Annotated in this window: 18 protein-coding genes; 14 read left to right on the forward strand and 4 right to left on the reverse strand. The window is 37.1% G+C overall.

What is annotated here, in order from left to right; all coding sequences use genetic code 11:
• Nucleotides 1–81 precede the first annotated feature (81 nt).
• Complete coding sequence (locus tag I6U49_RS06120; RefSeq protein ID WP_198627986.1) at nucleotides 82–1,056, reverse strand: polyprenyl synthetase family protein; 975 nt, start codon at nucleotides 1,054–1,056, stop codon at nucleotides 82–84.
• A gap of 145 nt (nucleotides 1,057–1,201) precedes the next feature.
• Between I6U49_RS06120 and I6U49_RS06125 the strand changes: the two genes are divergently transcribed.
• The 5 genes from I6U49_RS06125 to I6U49_RS06145 all read left to right on the forward strand — a co-directional run bounded on the left by I6U49_RS06125 (nucleotide 1,202) and on the right by I6U49_RS06145 (nucleotide 8,521).
• Nucleotides 1,202–1,819, forward strand: a complete 618-nt coding sequence (locus I6U49_RS06125; RefSeq protein WP_193710124.1) for a TetR/AcrR family transcriptional regulator — start codon at nucleotides 1,202–1,204, stop codon at nucleotides 1,817–1,819.
• Entirely contained in the window at nucleotides 1,809–3,164 is a 1,356-nt protein-coding gene (locus I6U49_RS06130; protein WP_193710123.1) for a TolC family protein, read from the forward strand. The genes I6U49_RS06125 and I6U49_RS06130 overlap by 11 nt, the downstream gene beginning before the upstream one ends.
• Before the next feature lie 22 nt (nucleotides 3,165–3,186).
• A complete protein-coding gene (locus I6U49_RS06135) occupies nucleotides 3,187–4,362 on the forward strand; it encodes an efflux RND transporter periplasmic adaptor subunit (RefSeq protein WP_198627987.1) in 1,176 nt (391 codons plus the stop codon).
• A 6-nt stretch (nucleotides 4,363–4,368) separates the two neighbouring features.
• The gene (locus tag I6U49_RS06140) at nucleotides 4,369–7,842 is read left to right on the forward strand and encodes an efflux RND transporter permease subunit (RefSeq protein ID WP_198627988.1); all 3,474 of its coding nucleotides are present in this window, start codon (nucleotides 4,369–4,371) and stop codon (nucleotides 7,840–7,842) included.
• Between the two features lie 214 nt (nucleotides 7,843–8,056).
• Nucleotides 8,057–8,521: a cupin domain-containing protein gene (locus I6U49_RS06145; protein ID WP_198627989.1), complete on the forward strand. Its 465-nt coding sequence runs from the start codon at nucleotides 8,057–8,059 to the stop codon at nucleotides 8,519–8,521.
• 69 nt (nucleotides 8,522–8,590) lie between these two features.
• Here I6U49_RS06145 and I6U49_RS06150 read toward each other — a convergent pair whose 3' ends face one another.
• Nucleotides 8,591–8,950 (reverse strand): toxin-antitoxin system YwqK family antitoxin, encoded by a 360-nt coding sequence (locus I6U49_RS06150; protein WP_193710119.1) that lies wholly within the window; start codon nucleotides 8,948–8,950, stop codon nucleotides 8,591–8,593.
• A 280-nt stretch (nucleotides 8,951–9,230) separates the two neighbouring features.
• Here I6U49_RS06150 and aspS point away from each other — a divergent pair, with 280 nt between their 5' ends.
• The 4 genes from aspS (at nucleotide 9,231) to I6U49_RS06170 (ending at nucleotide 13,459) form a co-directional block, all read left to right on the forward strand.
• Nucleotides 9,231–10,991 carry an aspartate--tRNA ligase gene (gene aspS, locus I6U49_RS06155; RefSeq protein ID WP_198627990.1) on the forward strand — a complete coding sequence of 587 codons (1,761 nt, stop codon included), beginning with the start codon at nucleotides 9,231–9,233 and terminating at the stop codon, nucleotides 10,989–10,991.
• A gap of 133 nt (nucleotides 10,992–11,124) precedes the next feature.
• Nucleotides 11,125–12,915 carry a chloride channel protein gene (locus I6U49_RS06160; RefSeq protein WP_317191848.1) on the forward strand — a complete coding sequence of 597 codons (1,791 nt, stop codon included), beginning with the start codon at nucleotides 11,125–11,127 and terminating at the stop codon, nucleotides 12,913–12,915.
• Nucleotides 12,916–12,919: 4 nt separating this feature from the next.
• Nucleotides 12,920–13,159, forward strand: coding sequence for a hypothetical protein (locus I6U49_RS06165; RefSeq protein ID WP_198627991.1), 240 nt, complete (start codon nucleotides 12,920–12,922; stop codon nucleotides 13,157–13,159).
• Between the two features lie 105 nt (nucleotides 13,160–13,264).
• Nucleotides 13,265–13,459, forward strand: a complete 195-nt coding sequence (locus I6U49_RS06170; protein ID WP_037318850.1) for a cold-shock protein — start codon at nucleotides 13,265–13,267, stop codon at nucleotides 13,457–13,459.
• Nucleotides 13,460–13,523: 64 nt separating this feature from the next.
• Here the strand turns inward: I6U49_RS06170 and I6U49_RS06175 are convergent, their stop codons facing one another.
• The gene (locus I6U49_RS06175) at nucleotides 13,524–14,498 is read right to left on the reverse strand and encodes a helix-turn-helix transcriptional regulator (protein WP_198627992.1); all 975 of its coding nucleotides are present in this window, start codon (nucleotides 14,496–14,498) and stop codon (nucleotides 13,524–13,526) included.
• 114 nt (nucleotides 14,499–14,612) lie between these two features.
• Here I6U49_RS06175 and I6U49_RS06180 point away from each other — a divergent pair, with 114 nt between their 5' ends.
• The 3 genes from I6U49_RS06180 (at nucleotide 14,613) to I6U49_RS06190 (ending at nucleotide 19,668) form a co-directional block, all read left to right on the forward strand.
• The gene (locus I6U49_RS06180) at nucleotides 14,613–17,051 is read left to right on the forward strand and encodes a TonB-dependent receptor plug domain-containing protein (RefSeq protein ID WP_317191849.1); all 2,439 of its coding nucleotides are present in this window, start codon (nucleotides 14,613–14,615) and stop codon (nucleotides 17,049–17,051) included.
• Nucleotides 17,052–17,072: 21 nt separating this feature from the next.
• A complete protein-coding gene (locus I6U49_RS06185) occupies nucleotides 17,073–18,440 on the forward strand; it encodes a hypothetical protein (protein ID WP_198627993.1) in 1,368 nt (455 codons plus the stop codon).
• 88 nt (nucleotides 18,441–18,528) lie between these two features.
• Nucleotides 18,529–19,668: a PepSY-associated TM helix domain-containing protein gene (locus I6U49_RS06190; protein WP_198627994.1), complete on the forward strand. Its 1,140-nt coding sequence runs from the start codon at nucleotides 18,529–18,531 to the stop codon at nucleotides 19,666–19,668.
• A 23-nt stretch (nucleotides 19,669–19,691) separates the two neighbouring features.
• Here the strand turns inward: I6U49_RS06190 and I6U49_RS06195 are convergent, their stop codons facing one another.
• Complete coding sequence (locus tag I6U49_RS06195) at nucleotides 19,692–20,651, reverse strand: NAD-dependent epimerase/dehydratase family protein (protein WP_198627995.1); 960 nt, start codon at nucleotides 20,649–20,651, stop codon at nucleotides 19,692–19,694.
• Between the two features lie 155 nt (nucleotides 20,652–20,806).
• Between I6U49_RS06195 and I6U49_RS06200 the strand changes: the two genes are divergently transcribed.
• Nucleotides 20,807–21,370, forward strand: a complete 564-nt coding sequence (locus tag I6U49_RS06200) for a hypothetical protein (protein WP_198627996.1) — start codon at nucleotides 20,807–20,809, stop codon at nucleotides 21,368–21,370.
• A 106-nt stretch (nucleotides 21,371–21,476) separates the two neighbouring features.
• Nucleotides 21,477–21,959: a nuclear transport factor 2 family protein gene (locus tag I6U49_RS06205; RefSeq protein WP_198627997.1), complete on the forward strand. Its 483-nt coding sequence runs from the start codon at nucleotides 21,477–21,479 to the stop codon at nucleotides 21,957–21,959.
• Nucleotides 21,960–22,006: the final 47 nt, after the last annotated feature.

The raw sequence follows: 22,006 nt of genomic DNA on the forward strand, positions 1-22,006 counted from the left end.
GTTAAAAATATCTATTGCTTATAAATATGCAGATATAAGAGCAAAAGTATTAAGAAATTCTTAATCCAGGTTTTTCAAAAATTAAACCGTACGATTCATAAGCATTTCCCCAAATTCTCGTAAAGGGCGCTTTTTTTCTTCAGAGATTTCAATTTCATCAAGCACCTTAAAAGCCATTTCAGTATATTTTTCTATTTCAAGCTTTGTTAAAGCTGCGGCCCCACTACTTCTAAAAAGGCTTTTTACCGCATCAATTTTACCCGCAGTCTCAACAGGATTTATAGTATACAAATGTTCCAACTGGCGCGCCTCGCTTTCTCCTGAAGCCTCCAGAGATTTTAAATAAAGAAAAGTCTTTTTATTTTCTATAATATCTCCTCCAGGCTGCTTCCCAAAAGTCTCAGGGTCTCCAAAAGCATCTAAATAATCGTCTTGAAGCTGGAATGCAATACCCAATAAGCGTCCAAATTCATATACAGATTCTTTATTTACGGCCGAAGTATTGGCCACAATGGCGCCCATTTGCAATGAAGCCCCTACCAGCACAGCAGTTTTGTACTCTATCATTTTAAGATAGTCCTCAATGGTAACATCATCTCTAGACTCAAAATCTATATCATATTGCTGACCTTCACAAACCTGCATAGCAGTTTTACTAAACAATTTTGCCAATTCCTGAAAAGTCTCACTCCCATAATTTTCAAATAGTTGATAGGCATTTATCAACATAGCATCACCCGATAAAATTCCGGTGTTAATATCCCACCGCTCGTGCACGGTCTGCTTCCCCCTGCGCAAAGGCGCATCATCCATAATATCGTCGTGAACCAAAGAGAAATTGTGAAATATCTCTATGGCCAGGGCAGCATCCAGGGCTTTTTCATAATTGGCTTCAAAAATTTCAGCAGACATCAATACTAACACCGGCCTTAAACGCTTTCCTCCCAAACCAAGAATATAACGCATAGGGTTATAAAGGTTCTCGGGCTCTTTCACCTCTATTTTATAATCCAGATATTCCTGAAAAGCTTCTCTATATTGAGAAATAGACTTCATACCAAAAAATTTTCCGGCTAAAATACATTAATTGAAACTATTTCAAATTCGTAGAATAAGTTAAATTATCTTAAACCTTAGAAACTTTTCTTGTATCATAAGTTTCCATGACCTAATTTTGCACAAAAATTTCAAGAGAAATAACGTGAAAGAAGCAATTCAAACTACAGCTACCAACCTCTTCTTAAAACTAGGTTTTAAGAGTGTAACTATGGACGACATTGCAGAAGAAATGGGCATTTCCAAAAAAACTATTTATGCGCATTACAGCAACAAGTCTATGCTTATTGAAGGCAGTGTTTGGCAACTAATGGAAGAAATAAACACTGGTATAAAGTCTTTACGCGCAAAAAAACTAAATCCCATCGTAGAGAATTTTGAGGTAAAAGTATATGTACAGCGTATGCTTAAAAATGAAAAGACATCACCCCAATTTCAACTTAAAAAGTATTACCCCAAGATATATAACACAATTCGCAACAAGAAATTTGAAATCGCACAACATTCTATAATAGAGAATTTGGAGCGAGGTATTAAAAGTGGTCATTACCGCCCTAACATTTCCATTTCTTTTGTGAGCAGGCTTTATTTTGCCAGCTTATTAGCCATTAAGGATAAAAACCTTTTTCCAGAGGAAGAGTACAGCAACAATAAACTCATGGATTATTTACTGGAATATCATTTAAGAGCTATATGTACTCCAAAAGGCCTAAAAGTTTTAGAAGATTTACTAATCAAGAACAAAGAAAAAAATGAAATATAGACACCTGTTACTTTTACTGATTTCTATAAGCAGTATGGCCCAGGAAACTTCCCAAAGTTACAGTTTCTCCATGGAGGAAGCCATTGAATTTGGTTTAGAAAATAATTACACATCGGTAAATGCACAAAAAGATATTGAGATAGCCCTTAAACAAAAATGGGAAATTATTGCCCAGGGATTACCGCAAATAAGTGCTACTGCCGATTATCAAAATTATCTCAAACAGCCCGTCACCTTACTTCCGGCTGAAATAACCGGCGGCGAACCCGGCACTTTTACCCCGGTAACTTTTGGTACCGAGCAAAATGTAAATGCTACGGCCACCTGGAACCAATTAATTTTTGACGGGTCTTATATAGTAGGTATTCAATCAGCCAGAACTTTGCTTCAAATTTCCGAAAATGCCAAAACGAAAACCAATCTTGAGATAAAGAAGGCGGTAATTAATGCCTACGGCAATGTGTTACTGGCCGAGGAAAATGTAGCTATTCTTCAAAAAAATGTAGAAAACGTACAGAAGAACTACGATGAGACCAACGAAATCTATAAAAACGGGCTTACAGAACAGGAGGATGTAGAACAACTGGAAATCACCTTACTTAACTTAAAAAACAATTTAAGCCGAAGCAAACGTATGCGGGATATTGCTTATGAAATGTTTAATTTAACACTTGGGATTCCCGTTGAAATTCCCGTTAACCTAACCGAAGAACTGGATAACCTGGCGATGGAATATTTCGACCTGTCTCTATTACAAAAAGAAGTTCCGGTAGAAGAAAATATAGATTACCGCATTGCTGCGAATACAGCAGAGTCTCGTGAAATAGAGGTAAAGCTGGAAAAATCTAAAGCACTTCCTTCACTTACCGGATTTCTAAATTACGGCGTACAGGGGTTTAGCCAGGAATTCACTTTTTTAAATGAAGACCAGGAATATTTTGGGCAATCTATTTTAGGCTTAAGCTTAAACATCCCAATTTTAAGTAGCGGTATGCGTAGTGCCAGAACACAGCAAAAACAAATTGCCTACGAACAGGCCATGATAGAACTGGAACAAACAGAAAACGAAGTAAAACGCAAGATCAATTCGGCCAAAAGCGATTATGAGTTTAGCCTGGAAAATTACCAAAACCAAAAGAAAAATCTTGAACTTGCAGAAAGGATAGAGAGTAAAAATCAAATAAAGTTTTTTGAAGGAATTGCCAGTAGTTTTGAGTTAAGCGAAGCACAACGCCAACTCTACCAGGCACAACAAGACTTTTTACAGTCTATGCTTGATGTAATAACTGCCAAAGTAGAATTAGAAAACCTCCTGGACACCAGAAAATATAACAATGAAGATTAAATATACCCATCAAATAACAACAATGAAAAAGTTAGCTGTTTTAATAAGTATTCCGCTTTTTTTGCTCTCCTGTGGAAATAAAGAAGAAGGAAAATCTATAGATGAACTTATAGAAAGTGAGAACCTCACAGAGATTAAAGCCAAAAAAACAGAATTGAGCAAAGAGCAAAGCGGCCTTACACAAAAGCTTGATAAACTTGACCAGGCTATAAATAGATTGGACAAGAGTAGACGTCTTGATCTCATTATGACGCAAGAAATAACTGACACTCTATTTAAGCATTATGCAGAAGTACAGGGGGATGTTGCAACTGATGAAAATATTGTAATCTATGCCGAGTTTTCAGGAATTCTTCAGGACGTACGCGTAAAAGAAGGAGCCCAGGTAAGCAAAGGCCAGGTACTTGCTAAAATAGATGATGGCGGACTCTCAAGCGAATTAGCTCAATTAGAAACCCAGGCTACTTTAGCAAAAACCACTTTTGAGCGCCAGCAGCGTTTGTGGGAGCAAAATATTGGATCTGAGATGCAGTATTTAGAAGCCAAAACCAATTACGAATCTATGCAGAATTCTGTAAACAGATTAAAATCCCAACTAAACAAAACTATTGTAAGAGCTCCCTTTAGCGGAATTATAGACGAGGTAATTACCGAAGAAGGGGAAGTAGTAAGCCCTGGGCAAAGTCGGTTATTTCGCCTGGTAAGCTTAAAGAATATGTATGTAGAGGCCGATGTTCCCGAGGGTTATTTAAACAAAATAAACAAGGGCACCGAGGTAATTGTAGAAATAAGCTCTTTAGGCCGTGAATTTGAAGGTGAAGTAAGAAGAGTTGGTAATACAATTAATCCTAACAACCGTTCTTTTAGCATACAGGTTACGGTTCCTAACGAAAACGGCATGCTTAAACCCAACCAAATTGCCACCCTTAAACTAAATGACTACACGGCAGAAAACGCTGTAATTATTCCTGAAAATGCATTGTTAAAAAATGCGCAGGGCCAAAGTGTAGTGTTTATATACAAGGAGAAAGAAGCAACCGAAGGCAATATAGGTATTGCTAAAAGACAAATAGTAGAAACAGGGTATACCTATAATAGTCAGGTAGAAATTACCAGTGGCTTAAAAGCCGGAGAAACACTGATCGTAGAAGGTGCAAAAAACCTTAGAGATGGTCAGGAAGTTAAAATAAGAAACTAAGCTACAATGAATTTAGATAAAGAATTTAAGCTTTCGTCCTGGGCCATCAATAATAAAATGACGGTATATGTAATTATCGCCATTATCATGATTGGTGGACTCATGTCTTACTACAATATGCCAAGGGAAACTTTTCCTGAGGTTGTAGAAACTAAGATATATGTAAGCTCTATTAACCCCGGAAACTCGGCCGAAGATGTAGAAAAATTTATTACCGAACCGCTGGAGGAAGAGTTTAACGATGTTGCCGGAGTAAAAGAAATTTCTTCTTCTACATTTCAGGATTATTCCCTGGTAATTGTTGAGTTTGAAGAAGATGTAGAAATTGAAAGTGCCAAGACAAAAGTAAAGGACAAGGTAGATATGGTGAAAGCCGAAACTACCTGGCCTACCTTAGATAATGGCGCCAAGGTAGAACCCAATGTATTCGACCTTAATATTTCAGAAGAACAACCAATTTTAAACATCAACCTTACCGGAGATTATACCGTTCAGCAATTAAAAGAATATGCCGAATATCTTCAGGAACGCATTGAATTGCTTCCGCAGATAAAAGAAGCCAGTATTCGTGGGGCTGAAGAAATGGAAGTTGAAATCGCGGTAGACATCTATAAAATGACGGCTTCTAAGGTTAGTTTTTCAGATGTAATAAATGCGGTAAGTGCAGAAAACAGAACAATTTCAGGCGGAAATGTTATTAATAGTGGCGTTCAAAAAAACATACGGATAGTTGGAGAAATCGAAGATCCAAAAGAACTTCAAAATGTTGTAGTCAAGACCGATGGGGGCAATATCTTCTTAAAAGATATCGCGAATATTAATTTTAGGGAAAAAGACGCTACCACCTTTGCACGGGAATACGGTAAGCCGGTAGTAATGCTTGATGTAAAAAAGCGTGCCGGTAAAAATATGATCGAGGCCGTAGACCAAATTAAAGAAATTGTAAAGACAGAACAGGAAGAATACCTTCCTGAAAGCCTTGGGATAAGCATTACCAACGACCTTTCTACCAATACCAAGAGTCAGGTAGACGATTTGGTGAACAACATTATTTTTGGGGTAATTCTGGTTGTTTTAGTCTTAATGTTTTTCCTTGGCTTTAGAAATGCCCTGTTTGTAGGAATTGCAATCCCACTATCTATGTTCCTTTCTTACATTATTCTATCCAGTATGGGATACACCCTAAATACCATGGTGCTTTTCGCCCTGGTAATGGGACTTGGAATGCTTGTAGATAACGGTATTGTGGTAGTAGAAAACGTCTACACCTTAATGGACGAGGGAATGCCACGAAAACAGGCGGCCAAGCAAGGTTTAGGAGAAATTGCCTGGCCAATTATAGCTTCAACAGCAACTACATTAGCCGCATTTTTCCCACTGGGACTCTGGCCGGGAATTATAGGAAGTTTTATGGTAATTTTCCCTATTACACTGTCTATAGTCTTAGGTTCATCGCTTTTTGTAGCCCTTATAATTAACTCGATGCTTACTTCTCAGTTTATGAAAACAGAAGAAGGTGAGTTCACTAAGAAAAAACTTATAAGAATAAGCTCTATTCTAGCCGGGTTTGGAGGTTTATTACTCCTAATTGGATTCCTGATAGATGCTGGTGCTTTAAGGGCTTTTGGAAATATATTAATCCTGGCAGCTATCCTGCTTTGGGCTTATAAATATTTTATATCAAAAGGTGTAGATTACTTTCAATATACCGCCCTTAAATGGATGGAGAATATTTATGAAAAAACCCTTAAGTTCTCGCTACGCGGAAAAAAAGCTTATTTAGTTTTCTTCGGAACCCTACTTTTGCTATTCCTTTCTTTTGTATTAATTGCATTGGTACAACCAAAAGTATTGTTCTTTCCTGAAAATGAACCCAACCAGGTAATCACTTATATTGAATACCCTCAGGGAACCGATATTCATAAGACAAATACCCTTACCAAAAAAGTAGAGCAACGCATCTTTGAAGCCATAGAACAATATGAAGATAAAGACGGCTATAACTTTATGGTAGAGTCGGCCATTTCCCAGGTTGGTGAAGGTGCAGGAAACCCACAAACCGATGGTGGGCAGCAAAATGAAATGCCACATAAAGCCAAGGTCACACTCTCTATGCGCGAATTTACTGAACGACGCGGCGTAAGCAGTAGTGAAGTTCTATCTGTAGTTCGGGAAGCAGTACAGGGGTTCCCCGGTGCTTCTATTGTAGTTGAAAAAGATGCAGCCGGCCCACCTACAGGTTACCCAATTAACATGGAACTAAAAGGTGAAGACTATGAGCAAATGCTAATGGAAGCAGAGAACCTGCGAACCTATATTAATGACCTTAGCATTGCAGGGATTGAAGAGTTAAAAATAGATGTAAACAAATCTAAACCCGAGTTAAGCGTAGAAGTAGATCGTAAAAAAGCAGGACAACTTGGAGTTTCTACCTCACAGGTAGGCCAAACGCTGCGACGTGCAATCTACGGGGAAGAGGTTTCAACTTATAAAGACGGTGACGACGATTACGAAATAAACGTAAGATTTGGTGATGAATACCGCTACAATGAAAATGTATTGTTCAATCAACCAGTTACTTTTAAAGACCAGAACACGGGAGAAATAATTCAAGTACCAATTTCATCTTTAGTGAATACCGAGTCTTCTTCTTCTTTTAGTTCTATTAAAAGGAAAGATCTAAAAAGAGTAATCACCCTATACTCTAATGTGCTTCAGGGCTATAACGGCAATGAAATTGTTGGCCAGTTAAAAACAGCACTTAGAAGTTACGATCTTCCAAAAGATATTACCCTGGAGTTTACCGGGGAACAGGAAGAACAGGAAGAAAATATGGCTTTCCTATTAAAAGCCTTATTGATTGCCATGGGTGGTATTCTACTAATTCTTGTAGCCCAATTTAACTCGCTTTCAAAACCAATTATTATTGTTATGGCAGTGGTATTGAGTTTGGTGGGAGTATTTCTTGGTCTAATTATCTTCCAAATGGATTTCATAATCATTATGACAATGATGGGAATTATCTCACTTGCCGGAATTGTGGTAAACAATGCCATTGTTCTAATAGATTACACGCAAATCCTGATAGACCGTAAAAAACGGGAACTTAATATAGATGAAGATGAATTGCTTACCCGTGCACAGTATTTCGACTGTATTGTTAGGGGTGGAAAATCCAGGTTAAGACCTGTATTGCTTACTGCAATCACTACGGTTCTTGGTCTAATTCCATTAGCAGTAGGACTAAATATTGATTTCTTTAGCCTGTTTACAGATTACGACCCCAAAATATTTATTGGTGGTGATAATGTAGTTTTCTGGGGGCCATTGGCCTGGACGGTAATCTTTGGATTGGTGTTTGCCACCTTCCTTACACTGGTAGTAGTTCCGGTTATGTTTTACCTGGTAAATAGAGCCAAGGTAAAAGCCGCCGACAAACGCAAAGCGCGTAAACAAAGAAAACTGGAAGCACAGGCTTAAAAATTAAAAATGGCTGTTTAAAAATTTTAAACAGCCATTTTTTTCAACTAAAAAACTCTATAAATCTATCATCTACTAATTACTCCTAGCTTAGCAAAAAACTAATTTTATTCTACTTTTTACAGGAAGCCCCTTATTTCATTTTCCGTTTCAATTAGCTAGCTTATACTAGCAAACTTATTCCAATAAGTATTAACCAAAACAAGCGGGAATCATGAAAACAAAACATCAATTTACCAGTTTACAAAAAATTTCAATCCTGTTAATATTTTTCTTTTCCTGCGGAATTTTTGCACAGGAAACCTATGAAAATTCAATTTCTTTTTCAAAAAGTGACTCAAACCTGAAATGGAGCCCCTGTCCAGATTTTATGCCTGAAGGTTGTAATATCGCTGTACTACAAGGCAATCCTACCGAAAAGAATACAGACATCTTTTTTAAAGTTCCAGCAAATGCTTATATCCCTGCCCACACTCACACCTCGGCAGAAAGAATGGTTCTTATTGCCGGCGAGTTAGAAGTAACTTATGAAGGGGAGCAATCCCAAACTTTAAAAGAGGGCACGTATGCCTACGGCCCTGCCGGCAAGCCACATTCAGCCAAATGCGGAGATTCTCCCTGCGTTCTTTTTATTGCTTTTGAAGAGCCTATAGATGCTATGCCTATTGAAAAAGATTAGAAGTATGGACACAAAAAAAGCCGCCTAATTTAGACAGCTTTTACACTTATATTATATAGATATTAAGCTCTAGTTCTCAGCTAAAGCCGCATCACTTTTCCAGGTATTTACCCCGGCAATTTGATTATTATCGTAATCTATTTCAGTAAGTTTATCTGAACTCCAAAAAAACCATTTTCCGGTTTTTTTCCCTTCGGTATAATTGGCTAAACTTTGCTTTTTTCCTTCAGTATCATAAGCCACCCATTCTCCATGCAGTTTTCCATTCTTATAAGTTCCCTGCTGTCTTATAGTTCCATCTTCATAAAAAAAAGTTCCTTTAATAAGGTCTCCTTCCTTTTCAAACTTTGGTTCCGGGCCTTCCTGCGCCATAGCAGCTGCACCAATAGTAAAAATGGCAGCCATCAATATGTTTTTTATCTTCTTCATAGCTTTTTTATTTATAATTCTCTCTACGAATATAGCCAAAACTTTACCTTAAAACAACAATCACGTAACATTAATTTAACATTGAAAACAAATATCGTTGTTTTTCAGCGTTTTGCGTTTTGTTTTTAATCAAAAAGTAAACTAACCAAGGGGCAAGCCTCGGGATATTATACCCTTTGGCAATGCCAATAAATTAATGCATAATATTTTCTGAGACTATTATATCGGGAAACCCAATTGAACTTCTTACTTTTGCGCTACTTAAAATTTTAGGAATATTATGTATAGAAGTCATACCTGCGGGGAATTGAACGCAACTTCAATTGGTAAGGAAGTAAAACTTTCTGGCTGGGTGCAGAAAATAAGGGATAAAGGCTTTATGGTTTGGGTAGATTTACGCGACCGCTATGGCATTACCCAACTTATTTTTGATGAAGAACGCTCTTCAAAAGAACTTATGGAGAAAGCACAGGGCCTGGGGCGCGAATTTGTAATCCAGGTTAGCGGAAAAGTGATTGAGCGGGAATCTAAAAATACAAATATTCCAACCGGGGAGATCGAGGTTTTGGTTACTGAGCTTACCATTCTAAATACTTCCCTTACGCCTCCATTTACTATTGAAGAAGACACCGATGGAGGTGAAGACCTTAGAATGAAATACCGCTATCTTGACATAAGAAGAAACCCGGTAAAAAATAAGCTTAAATTTCGCCATAAAGTAGGAATGGAGGTTAGAAATTACCTTTCTAACCAGGATTTTATTGAAGTAGAGACACCATACCTAATAAAATCTACACCAGAAGGTGCTCGCGATTTTGTGGTACCAAGCAGAATGAACGAAGGGCAATTTTATGCCCTACCCCAATCGCCACAAACCTTTAAGCAATTATTAATGGTTGGTGGAATGGATAAATATTTCCAGATTGTAAAATGTTTTAGGGATGAAGATCTAAGAGCAGACAGACAGCCTGAGTTTACGCAAATTGATTGCGAAATGGCTTTTGTTGAACAGGAAGACATCTTAAACATTTTTGAAGGTTTAACCAGGCATTTATTGAAAGAAATCAACGGTGTGGAAGTTGAAAAATTCCCTAGAATAACCTATGATGAAGCGATGAAAAAATACGGAAACGACAAACCAGACATTAGGTTTGGGATGGAGTTTGCCGAATTGAATAGCCTGGCCAAAAACAAAGGCTTTAATGTTTTTGACCAGCAGGAATTAATTGTGGGTATTGCGGTTCCGGGTGCGGCTTCGTTTACCAGAAAAGAAATAGATAAATTAATATCCTGGGTAAAAAGACCACAGGTAGGGGCCAACGGACTTGTATGGGCAAAATATAATGAAGATGGTACTCTAAAGTCTTCGGTAGATAAGTTTTATTCAGAAGAAGATTTAAAATCCTGGGCAAAGGAAACCGGCGCTAAACCAGGAGACCTTATTTTGGTTATGGCTGGAGACACAGCCAAAACCAGAACGCAGCTTAGTGCATTAAGAATGTATTTGGGTAACGAACTTGGCCTTAGAAAGACTAATGAGTTTGCACCACTTTGGGTTATAGATTTCCCACTATTGGAATGGGACGAAGAAACAGAGCGTTTTCACGCCATGCACCATCCCTTTACTTCGCCAAAAAAAGAAGATTTCGCTTTATTGGAAACAAAGCCGGGTGAAGTACGTGCCAATGCCTATGATTTAGTTTTAAATGGTAATGAGATTGGTGGAGGTTCTATACGTATTCACGATAAAGAAACTCAGTCTAAAATGTTCGATTATCTTGGTTTCACACCAGAAGAAGCTAAAGCACAATTTGGATTTTTAATGGATGCTTTTCAATATGGTGCTCCTCCTCATGGAGGTATTGCCTTTGGCTTTGACCGTTTGGTTGCCATTCTTGGAGGACAGGAAAGTATCAGGGATTTTATTGCTTTCCCAAAAAACAATAATGGCAGGGATGTAATGATAGATGCTCCGGCAAAACTTGATGAAGCACAATTAAAAGAACTTCATCTTCAAATAAACCAGCAAGTAGAAAGCTAAAAAGAAATTCTTGGAGAATGATTTTAGTTCTAAATCAACTTCCGGGGTATTTAACTATCGAACAAAATAATTATTGATAAAAAATCCCGGTTTCGCACCGGGATTTTTTTATCTTCATTTAAATAATTTTTGAGTGGGGACTAAAGCTACAAAATTGCTAATACGTTTTTCTAAGTGGAGCAATAAACACTTAAGCCATCAGCAATTTCTGATGTTATTAAGTGCCATTATTGGCTTTACAGCCGGATTGGGTGCGGTAGCGATTAAAAACCTTACCCACTTTATACAGCGATTACTTGAAGGAAACCTTATCGTAAATTACCACCATGCGTTTTACTTTATTTTTCCATTAATTGGCTTAAGCCTTAGCTTGTTTATAGTAAAGGTAGTTCTTAGAAAAAAAATTGGTCACGGCATTCCATCTACTCTCTATGCTATTTCACGCCGAAAAGGAATTATGCGAAGCTTTCAAATGTACGCGTCGCTTATTACCGCTCCATTAACTGTAGGCTTTGGGGGATCTGTTGGTTTAGAAGGTCCTACCGTTGCCACCGGTGCTTCCCTGGGATCTAATATCTCCAGGTTTTTTAAGATGAACCAAAGCTCCCGCACCCTATTAATTGGTTGTGCAGCAGCCGGCGCTATGTCTTCTATCTTTAAGGCACCTATTGCGGCTATTATTTTTGCCATTGAAGTATTTAGTTTAGACCTTACCCTAATCTCCATGGTCCCTTTGTTAATTGCATCGGTCTCAGCAATCCTCACTTCCTATTTTTTCTTTGGCTCTGATATTATTCTACCTTTTGAATTACAGGATAATTTCACGATTTCTGAAGTTCCTTTTTACATCATCCTGGGAGTTCTTGCTGCAGGTTGTTCTATGTATTTCACTCATATTTATTTTAAAATTGCCGATGCTTTTAAAAAAATAGATTCGCTTTTTTTTAGATTATTATTAGGTGGACTTGGCCTGGGGTTTCTAATTTATTTAATTCCGCCTCTTTATGGCGAAGGCTATAATGTTATAAACAATTTACTTGCTGAAGACTACATACAAGCACTGGGAACCAATTTCTTTAACGAATACTTGGATAATATTTGGATTGTGATTATCCTACTGGCAGGCCTTGTGATTTTTAAAATCGTTGCTACCTCCTTAACTTTTGGTACTGGTGGTATTGGTGGTATTTTTGCCCCGGTATTATTTATGGGAAGTGCCATGGGGCACTGTTTTGCCTTACTGGTAAATAACATGGGAATATTAAGAAATCCCATCTCGGTAAGTAGCTTTACAATGGTAGGTATGGCCGGGCTTATGGCTGGAGTTTTACACGCCCCACTCACGGCAATTTTCCTTATCGCAGAATTAACCGGTGGCTACGAGCTTTTTGTTCCCTTAATGATCACTGCGGCAATTTCGTTTATGATTACAAACCAGTTTCAACCGCACTCGGTGTACACAATGGAACTTGCAAAACGAGGGGATTTATTAACTCATAATAAAGACCAGGCGGTTTTAACCCTCTTGAATATTCAACAAATTATTGAAAAGAACTTTATAAGTCTAAACATAGACATGAATCTTGGCGATATTATTCATAAAGGTGTTATAAAATCTTCCCGAAATCTTTTTCCTGTTATCGATGAAGATCGTAACTTTCTAGGAATTATACTTTTAGACGACATACGTCCCATAATGTTTGATCAAAAAATGTATAACGAAGTAAAAGTAAGCGATGTAATGCAAAGGGCTCCAACCGTTATAGATCTTAAAAAAGACCGGCCAAAAGATACGATGCGCAAATTTCAGGAAACAAATGCCTGGAATTTACCAGTGGTAGAAGACGGGAAATATGTTGGGTTTATCTCTAAATCTAAGCTACTTACCGCTTACCGCCAAAAATTAATTGAAGTAACCGTTTAATGCTATGAATACCGTTTTAAAGATTTTAGGAATATCGATACTAATTGCCATTGGAGTGGGATTTTATTACCGCACTTTTGAGGATGTTCTCTTAGGAGACCAAATAATTGGTCTTGCTGTTTTGGCGAGTGCATTTATTTTAATGCCCATTTTCCTTTATGTTAGATGGAAAGGAAAACGCCTTAAAGACTACACTCTTACTAAAGAGAACATGGATAAAATGCGAGACAAAGGCATAGATTAAACACTTGTTTTAGAATACTTTCAAAAGAAAAATAGTATTATTGCATTGTCTTCAATAATATTGTACTAACTTTGTTCTCTATTAATTATTTATTTTATTATTACAATGGAAGGTACAGTTAAATTTTTCAATGAGTCTAAAGGATACGGATTCATTACCAACGACGAAACAGGAAGAGATATCTTCGTACACATTACTGGATTAGATGGCGAGAGCTTGAACGAAGGTGATAAAGTTGAGTACGTTGAAGTAGAAGGAAGAAAAGGAGTTAACGCTGCAGAAGTACGCGTTATAGAATAATATATATTATCCTATTTCAAGAACTGGAAAGCCGCTTTATAAGCGGCTTTTTTTATGGCTAAATTTATTGGTTTAAACCTTGTTTGGGAGTATATCCGTAATGTTTTTTAAAAGTATCAATAAAATGCGGAACGCTTTTATACCCTAATATCGCCGCCATTTCGGTTACTGTATATTTTCCTAATAAACTTTTAGCTTTCTTCATGCGTAAATCTATAATAAAGCTTCTAATAGTTTTACCATACATTTTTTTAAAATCCTTTTTTAACTGAAGCTCATTCAAAAGCACTTTTCTTGCCAATGATTTTATAGTTGGCGGATTTTTAAAGTTCTCAATTAAATAAGCGTGGGCGGTTCTTATTTTTTCAAGATTTTCTTCAGTAATACCTTTTCCAACCCCAGAGTACAATTTGTGCTGGCAGAAATGCAAAGAAAGGAACAACTCTTTAAGTCTCAATTCAAGAAAATACTTTTTAAAATCGCTATCCCAATCTTTTTTTGTGATTTCACTTAAGATATGGTACAAACTATAATCTATAGGAAAATTGCAGGCTCCCCATTCTTGAAAATCTCCCTGAACAATATGCTTATGAAAAGAGCTTTCTGCTACCCAGGTTTCGTTTTTTAACAATTCAAGGTAATATTCTTTTGAGAGGTAAACCGCCTGATAGTGAGTAGGTATATTAGCCGGCATTTCTATGGTACTTACTGTATCACGATTGTAGCAGCAGTTAATTCTCCCCATCCCAATAGGCTTTTTCCCTTTTACAGATATCAAATGAGAATCTCCCTGCCCTAAATACGAAATTTGAATATATTCCCCACTAACACTAAAAATATCGGTAATATCCTTTTCGTTTTCAAAGAAAGTTTCAACTATAAACAGCCCCTTTGAAGCCTGAATTTTACACCTTGCCTGTAACCAGGAATACGATTGAATATTTACTTCTTCTTTAATAAGAGTAGGTGCTCTATCGTGTGAAAAATCCTGTGAAAACAAAGTTTCATTCACCTCTATTAATTTAGACTCAATATACATAATACGTTTTCCGTAATTTTTATTTCCAAAACCGAAACCGGCTTAGTGTTTCAAAACATAAATTTGCCGCAAGTTATTTAAAATTAGTTTAAATAAGGATAATAAAACAAAATTGTGGTTAAAAAATCCCCTATAGTCTTTATTTTACTGTTGTTAGCAACAAGTATTTTCTCCCTGCATGCTCAGCAAAAAGAAGCTAAAAGTTTCGATATTTTCGGGAAAATTAAAGACGAAAATAACAAAGCGTTAAAGGGCGTAAGCATTACAGCTTCCAATTTAAATAGGACTCTAAGTACTAAATCAAATTCCGAAGGAAACTACCAGTTCAAAGACTTAGAAACAGGCATTTTTCTACTGGAAATTCGTAAAGGCAATTTTCTAACCCATCATCAAATAGCGGTAGATCCAAAAAATCTAGAACATAATATCACGATAAACACCTCCGGAAACGAATTAGAAGAGGTACACCTAAAAGCTGAATCGTTTAAAACTAAAATGGAGAAAAAAGGTTTTGCACTTAATATTGCGGAAACCGGAGAGTCAGGTATTAGAAATATTCAAACTAATGAATTACTAAATACTACTGTGGGAGTGAAAATTCGGCAAAACGGTGGTTTAGGTTCACGTGCAGAATACAGTTTAAATGGATTGTCGGGAAGTGCTGTACGTATTTTTATAGACGGAATTCCAATTACCACCTTTGGCTCTTCTTATAACTTAAACAGTATTCCACCCTCAATGATAGAGCGCATTGAGGTCTATAAAGGTGTTGTTCCCGGCCATTTGGCCGACGACGCCCTGGGTGGTGCAATTAATATTGTATTGAACAAACAGTCTAATAAAAATATTAATGCGTCAGTTTCATATGGTTCATTCAACACCTTTCAAACTAATGTAAATGGATTATACCGATTTGATAATTCTGGTTTTACCGTAAAGGCATCGGCCTTTCATAATAATTCTAATAACGATTATAAAGTTTCAGGCCGAAGTATTGTAGTAACAGGTTTAGGTGGCCAACAAACCCCTATTACCGCAAGACGCTTTAATGACGCCTATAGGTCTACGGGGGGAACGGTAAAATTAGGCTACACTGATGTAAAGTGGGCCGACCAGTTTTTTGTAGGTTTTACAGGTTCCGATGATTACAAAGAAGTGCAGCACGGCGCCTTTATGACCACAATGCCATACAAAGGAAGATTTCTTGAATCTGACGCCTCGCTAGCTAATTTAACTTATCAAAAAGAAGATTTGTTTACGCCAGGATTAGATGTAAATGTAACCGGATATTACGGAAATCGTAATCGCCAGGTTAATGATACGGTACCCTGGGCTTATAGCTGGAACGGTAAAAAGGCTATAGATTTTAGAGGTGATCACTACAAATATATCTGGGGCTCACAGCAAGAAGGCGGGCCAACGCTTGCAAACATTAAGCGTAAAGTTGCTTCCATTAGAACCGGCCTGGCCTTTGCCATTAACGATAAGCATAAGATTTTGGCAAACCATCTCTATAGCGGAATTGACAGAGAAGATAGCGACGAGCTACAATCTGTTTTAGAAAATACCTTTTTAGGAACTAGAGACTTACGCAAAAACATACTTTCACTAACCTATGAATTAAATGCCTTTAATGACAGGCTAAAAACAAATCTCTTCGGAAAATATTACCACCAAAAAACCATAAGTGTAGATCCTGAAATTCAAAGAAATTCAGACGGAAACAGGCAAATTGTAGACAAGGTTGTAAGCAGCAACAAGAAATATGAAGGTTATGGTTTTGCAGCTTCTTACGAGCTTAGCCCCACTGTAAGCTTTTTGGTCTCGGCAGAAAAAGCCGTGCGGCTTCCAAACGAAACCGAAATTTTTGGCAACGATGGCGATAATGTTGTCGCTAACGCGAGTATTAACCCCGAGCAAAGCAATAATTATAATTTCGGAATTAAACTAGGCAGCTTTACTTTTCAAAAACATCAATTTAACGCATCAACCAATCTTTTTACACGAAATATTAAAGATAGAATTGGCTTACCTATAGAGACTTCCTTAAACGTAGATGAAGAATTAATTGTTTATGTAAATCAGGGAAGTGGTACTTCAAAAGGTATAGATGCCCAGTTCGGTTATACGTACAATAATAATTTCGGACTTAATTTCAATATATCCCGATTCGATTTAAAAATTAAAAACAAGGGAGTAGAAATAGATGTGCCAAACACACCATTTCTCACTATGAATGGAAATTTACGCTATTCAATTAAAGATTTAATTCAGAAAAACTCCAGGTTAAATCTATTTTACACAATGTACTTTACCGACCAATTTTCATATATAGTTCCGCAAGGTTCTAACACGGCAGGAGACGATTTCTTTAAAGTACCTCAACAACTAGCACAAGATTTAGGCTTTAGTTACAGCTTTCCAAACCAAAATTTCATTGTGAGTTTCGATGTTAAAAACCTTTTTGACAAACCTGTTTACGACAATTTATCAGTACAAAAACCGGGAACGGCTTTTTACCTAAAACTAAATTATTCAATCAACAAATTTTAACCAATTATTAAAGATAATAATATGAAACGTAATTTTTTCAGCATTAAAACTTTAGCAACAATTGCGATCGCAACAGGTTTACTGGCTTCTTGTAGTAGTGACGACTCTGCAATAGACCAGGGCCAGGAACCTGGTGAAAATGAAGACGGCAGATGGATTACAGTAGCCGCCGCAAGAATGGGGGAAAATCCTGGAGATGGCAATGGAGGTACGTTAATATACTCCATAAGCAGTAAAGATGCTAAAGACCCAACTGTATCTATAGAGCCTTTTGATAACGGATTTATAGTACCTTCTAATAGAACTGCACGTTTACAATCTTCTGAAGACGGTAGTACTATATTCAACATTAGTTATGCCGGAGATACCGGTGGCAATTACACTAAATATACGGTAAATGGCGGGCAGGATTTTGAACAAACCGGAAGTGAAATAAGCATTGCTCCTTATGTTGGTTCTGCCCCAAGATGGATCAAGTTATTTGACAGAGATCAAACAGGCGCTGCTGTGTATGTAAATACCGAGAACCAGTTTAATGATAACGGCACTCCAGACGATGAAAGCGATGATTTTTATGAGCGCACCGAAGCTACTATGGGGATTGTTACCTTAGATTTACAGAATTCTGCCATAAAAGAATTCAAAGAATCAAGCCTTCGGTTAAGCGATGAACTGGAAGCCCAGGGCTATTATATTGGTAGAATTGATATGCCTACTTTAAATGCTGCCGGAGACAAATTGTACATAGGTGCAAGAATAAGTAAGGTAAACCCTGAAACCGGAGAAAGAGATCGAGACGCCGAAACCTTAGAATCTAAAACCATTGTGCTAGACTACCCTTCTTTAGAAAACCCCACAGTTATTACTTCTCAAGTTGGAAAAGGAAATACCAACGGTTACCGAAGCATTAATTCATTTTTAGTGAATGGCAGCGTATACCAGGCAAATCAAGGCGATCCAAACGGCTCTCATATTTTAAAAATTGATGCAAATAACGATTATGACAATTCATACGTTTTCAATCTAGACGAAGCCTTAGGAGTAGAAGATGCTTATATTCTTGCCTGGAGGCCTACAGCAAGCGGAAAAGCAGTAATAGCATACCGACACGCAGGTTCTACAGAAGGCGTGGCAGGAGCTCAGGGATATTTTGCATTGGTAGATTTAGAAGCAAAAACAGCACAAAAAATAAACGAAATCCCATATAGCGAAAATTTTTACTTATTCCAATATCAGGGGTTTGTAGTAGATGGAGATGAAGTGTATGTAACCGAAGCTCCCGTTGGAGAAAATGGAAATATTTACATTATAGATACTCAAACAGGAAAAGTAACTAAAGGAGCTGAACTGGTAAATGTAGAAGGAAGCCACTTTATAGGAGTGTTTTAAGAACATAGAAAATATTTAAAGTTGCCCAAAGAGCTGACCGAAAATCCTGTTTTCGGTCAGCCCTATTTCAAGTTTTATACCGAAATCTATGACAAAGAAGAAGCAAAAAAAGAAAAACTATACGTTTAGGAAATTACTAAACGATCTGCATTTATGGTTAGGACTTGCCAGTGGGATTATCCTTTTCCTGGTTTGCCTAAGCGGAACCATACTCACCTTCCAAAAAGAAATAAAATCACTTTTTGCTGAAGAATTAAAAATAGCCCCCGGGCAGGGAGAAGTAAAGACTATTGAGAGCCTGCAACAAAACCTCCAGGATCTAGGAACCGTTACCGGTGTTACATTATCTGAAAATGGCAAAAAAGCCTATGAGTTTAAGGTAAAAACATCTCCTGAAGACAGGCGTGGCACAACCTTTTTTGTAAACCAATATACAGGTGAATACCAAAGATTGGGTGAGAACCCTACAGATGAGTTCTTCTTTACAATGTTTAGAATGCACCGCTGGTTGTTATTTGATTCTGCAATAGGAAGACCCATTGTGGGAATTGCCACATTAATCTTTCTATTTTTGTCTATAAGCGGAATTGTACTTTGGTTTCCGAAGAAAAAAATAAAGTGGAAAACTCTAAAACCGGGTTTTAAGATTAAATGGTCTGCCAACTGGAAAAGGATTAACCACGATCTCCATAACACCCTTGGTTTTTACTCCTGTCTTTTATTAATTATAATGACACTAACCGGATTATTCTGGTCATTTCAGTGGTATAGGGATTTAGGAAGTGAAGTTTTAGGAACCCAGGTTTTTGGTGGCCGCGGTGGACCCAAAATTGCTTCGGAAGCTAATACCGACACTAAAACCCTGGAAATTGCCGAAATTGTTAATATTGCCAATCTAAACCTGGAGTATCCGGGAGAGACTTCAATCTCTTTTCCGCAAGATGAAAAAGGTGTTTTTTCTATTAGGAAATATGAGACTGGCAATTGGTCGCCCAATACCTACGATATGTTGGTTATAGATCGTGATGGGAAAGTACTTAAAAAAGAAATTTTTTCAGAAAAACCTGTAAACGTGCAGGTAGCTTCATTAATAAAACCAATTCATACCGGCGAAATTTTCGGTACTTTTTCAAAAATACTTTATTTCCTGGCGTGTTTAATTGCTACCAGCTTACCAATTACCGGAACCTTTATTTGGCTCAATAAAATGAAGAAAAAGAAAAAATAATCCGGGGTATAGATTACAGGCTTTTATTTCGAATTTTTTAACTGGCCTGAAACACCGGTAAGCATCTCTTTAACCAGGTTTTGTAAATCAAATTCGTGCTTCCAGTTCCAGTCTTTTCTTGCCTCAGAATCGTTTATACTTGAGGGCCAGGAATCGGCTATTTTCTGTCTAAAATCTGGTTGATATGCTATTTTAAACTCAGGAATTTCCTTTTGAATAGCTTCAGCAAGAATTTTTGGTGTAAAACTTAAAGCCGATAAATTATAAGAAGACCTTACTTTTATTTTTTCTGAAGCTGCTGCCATAATATCTACAGTAGCCTTTATTGCATCATCCATGTACATCATAGGCAAGCCGGCATCTTCAGCCAAAAAAGAAGTATACTCTTTGTTCTTTAGTGCTTCATGAAAAATTTCAATTGCATAATCGGTAGTTCCACCACCGGGAAGGGTTTTATAGCTTATAATTCCCGGATAACGTATACTTCTTACATCTACGCCGTATTTATCATGATAATATTCGCACCAACGTTCTCCGGTTTGCTTACTGATACCGTACACCGTAGAAGGCTCCATAATGGTAGTTTGCGGGGTATCGTTTTTAGGAGTAGTCGGACCAAAAACTGCTATACTTGAGGGCCAAAATACCTTTTCAATCTTTTTATCCTTAGCGAAATTCAAAATATGAAAAAGCGAATCCATATTAAGGTTCCAGGCCTTCATTGGGGCCTTTTCTGCGGTAGCACTTAACATAGCAGCCATTAAGTAGACTTCACTAATATTATATGTGTCTATCAAAGCTTCAATTTTTGCAGCGTCGGTTGCATTGGCAAGCTCAAACGGGCCAGAACTCATCAGCTCTTCATTTCCTTCTCTAATATCACTCGCCACCACCTGATCATTTCCATAAAGATCCCGTAATTTCAGCGTTAATTCGGTTCCAATTTGTCCGCAAGCACCAATAATTAAAATTTTTCCGGCCATGGTATTCATTTTTCCGCAAATATATTTAAATACATAGAGGTATTCGTAAAAAAGCTTCTGAAACCTTCACTTCTATTAGACAATTTTCATGTATTTAGTTTTATCAGCATAAATTCTATGAAAACTGAAGTAATTTAGACTAACTTTGTGTTTATATGAAAAAACTGGTTTTTATATCAATAATTCTCTTTTGGTCTTGTGCCGAAAAGTCTTCTAATAAAGACAATTTCAATACGAAATTAGACTCTATAACCTTAAAGCAACCTATAAAAACCACTAACCAGGAAATAGTTTTACTTCCTGAAGCCAGGGAGCAAGCCATAAAGTGGTTGGCTTATATCGCTGCACAAAATGAAGTAGACCAATTAAAAAACTATAACCTGCAACAAACCATTGAAAGCTCTAAACCTATCTCGCAGGTTATGGGATCCCTTGTCTCCAGCATTCCAGATTCACTAAATTCTAATGCAGTAAGTGCCCGCGCCAATGTGTTGGCCACCAAAGCAAAGGTTTTGGAGCAACTCTCCCATCGTAGACATTTAGACGCAGAAGCAATTGCCGAAGTTGCAGGGGAAATCCCGGAAGAATTTAATAATTTTAAAATTCAGCTAAATGAACTTTTTCTGAAAACCCTGGAGGATTTTGAAGAAGAACTGGATGAATTTAAAGCCGAAAGAGATACCATTTCTACTCCTGCCGATTCTATCTCTATAGAATAAATTACCTTGTGGTAAGCCAGCGAAGTATTAAAAGAAAAGGTTTTTTATATCGAGGCAGGCCCCGGAACATAAAATTTAATTACCGAAAAAATTAAAAAGTATTAGCATGAAAAAGATTGCAGTAATTATTTTCCTGTTTTTCAGTATAACTGGTTTTGCACAAGACAAATCTAAAATAGACCATATATTAACACAATGGCATAAAGCGGCGGCAGAAGCTAATTTTCAGGATTATTTTGATTTAATGACCAAAGACGGTGTTTTTATAGGCACAGATGCAACAGAAAACTGGCAAAATAAAGATTTCAGGGAGTTTTCTAAACCTTATTTTGACCGCGGAAAAGCCTGGAGTTTTAAAACTTTAGAACGAAATATCTATACCGAAGAAAATGCTAAAACTGCCTGGTTTGATGAATTATTAATTACCCAAATGGGCATTTGTCGTGGCTCGGGCGTGCTTCAAAAAACAGCAAATGGTTGGAAAATTGCCCACTATGTGCTTTCAATCACCATCCCTAATGAAAATGTTGCCGAAATAACCCAACTTAAAAAAGAATTTGACCAAAAGCTTATAGAAGAAAAACAATAAGCTAACTACTTCTTACAATATCTGGATTCGCTCTAGATAAATTAATA

Source organism: Salegentibacter maritimus, assembly GCF_016236915.1.
Taxonomy (GTDB): Bacteria; Bacteroidota; Bacteroidia; order Flavobacteriales; family Flavobacteriaceae; genus Salegentibacter; species Salegentibacter maritimus.

Excerpts from the sequence above, each read along its gene's own strand:
- I6U49_RS06165 (WP_198627991.1), top strand. The coding sequence starts at position 12,920 with ATGAATACCGTTTTAAAGATTTTAGGAATATCGATACTAATTGCCATT.
- I6U49_RS06130 (WP_193710123.1), top strand. The coding sequence starts at position 1,809 with ATGAAATATAGACACCTGTTACTTTTACTGATTTCTATAAGCAGTATG.
- aspS (WP_198627990.1), top strand. The coding sequence starts at position 9,231 with ATGTATAGAAGTCATACCTGCGGGGAATTGAACGCAACTTCAATTGGT.
- I6U49_RS06150 (WP_193710119.1), bottom strand. The coding sequence starts at position 8,950 with ATGAAGAAGATAAAAAACATATTGATGGCTGCCATTTTTACTATTGGT.
- I6U49_RS06135 (WP_198627987.1), top strand. The coding sequence starts at position 3,187 with ATGAAAAAGTTAGCTGTTTTAATAAGTATTCCGCTTTTTTTGCTCTCC.
- I6U49_RS06170 (WP_037318850.1), top strand. The coding sequence starts at position 13,265 with ATGGAAGGTACAGTTAAATTTTTCAATGAGTCTAAAGGATACGGATTC.
- I6U49_RS06190 (WP_198627994.1), top strand. The coding sequence starts at position 18,529 with ATGACAAAGAAGAAGCAAAAAAAGAAAAACTATACGTTTAGGAAATTA.
- I6U49_RS06205 (WP_198627997.1), top strand. The coding sequence starts at position 21,477 with ATGAAAAAGATTGCAGTAATTATTTTCCTGTTTTTCAGTATAACTGGT.
- I6U49_RS06185 (WP_198627993.1), top strand. The coding sequence starts at position 17,073 with ATGAAACGTAATTTTTTCAGCATTAAAACTTTAGCAACAATTGCGATC.
- I6U49_RS06145 (WP_198627989.1), top strand. The coding sequence starts at position 8,057 with ATGAAAACAAAACATCAATTTACCAGTTTACAAAAAATTTCAATCCTG.
- I6U49_RS06200 (WP_198627996.1), top strand. The coding sequence starts at position 20,807 with ATGAAAAAACTGGTTTTTATATCAATAATTCTCTTTTGGTCTTGTGCC.
- I6U49_RS06140 (WP_198627988.1), top strand. The coding sequence starts at position 4,369 with ATGAATTTAGATAAAGAATTTAAGCTTTCGTCCTGGGCCATCAATAAT.
- I6U49_RS06120 (WP_198627986.1), bottom strand. The coding sequence starts at position 1,056 with ATGAAGTCTATTTCTCAATATAGAGAAGCTTTTCAGGAATATCTGGAT.
- I6U49_RS06195 (WP_198627995.1), bottom strand. The coding sequence starts at position 20,651 with ATGGCCGGAAAAATTTTAATTATTGGTGCTTGCGGACAAATTGGAACC.
- I6U49_RS06175 (WP_198627992.1), bottom strand. The coding sequence starts at position 14,498 with ATGTATATTGAGTCTAAATTAATAGAGGTGAATGAAACTTTGTTTTCA.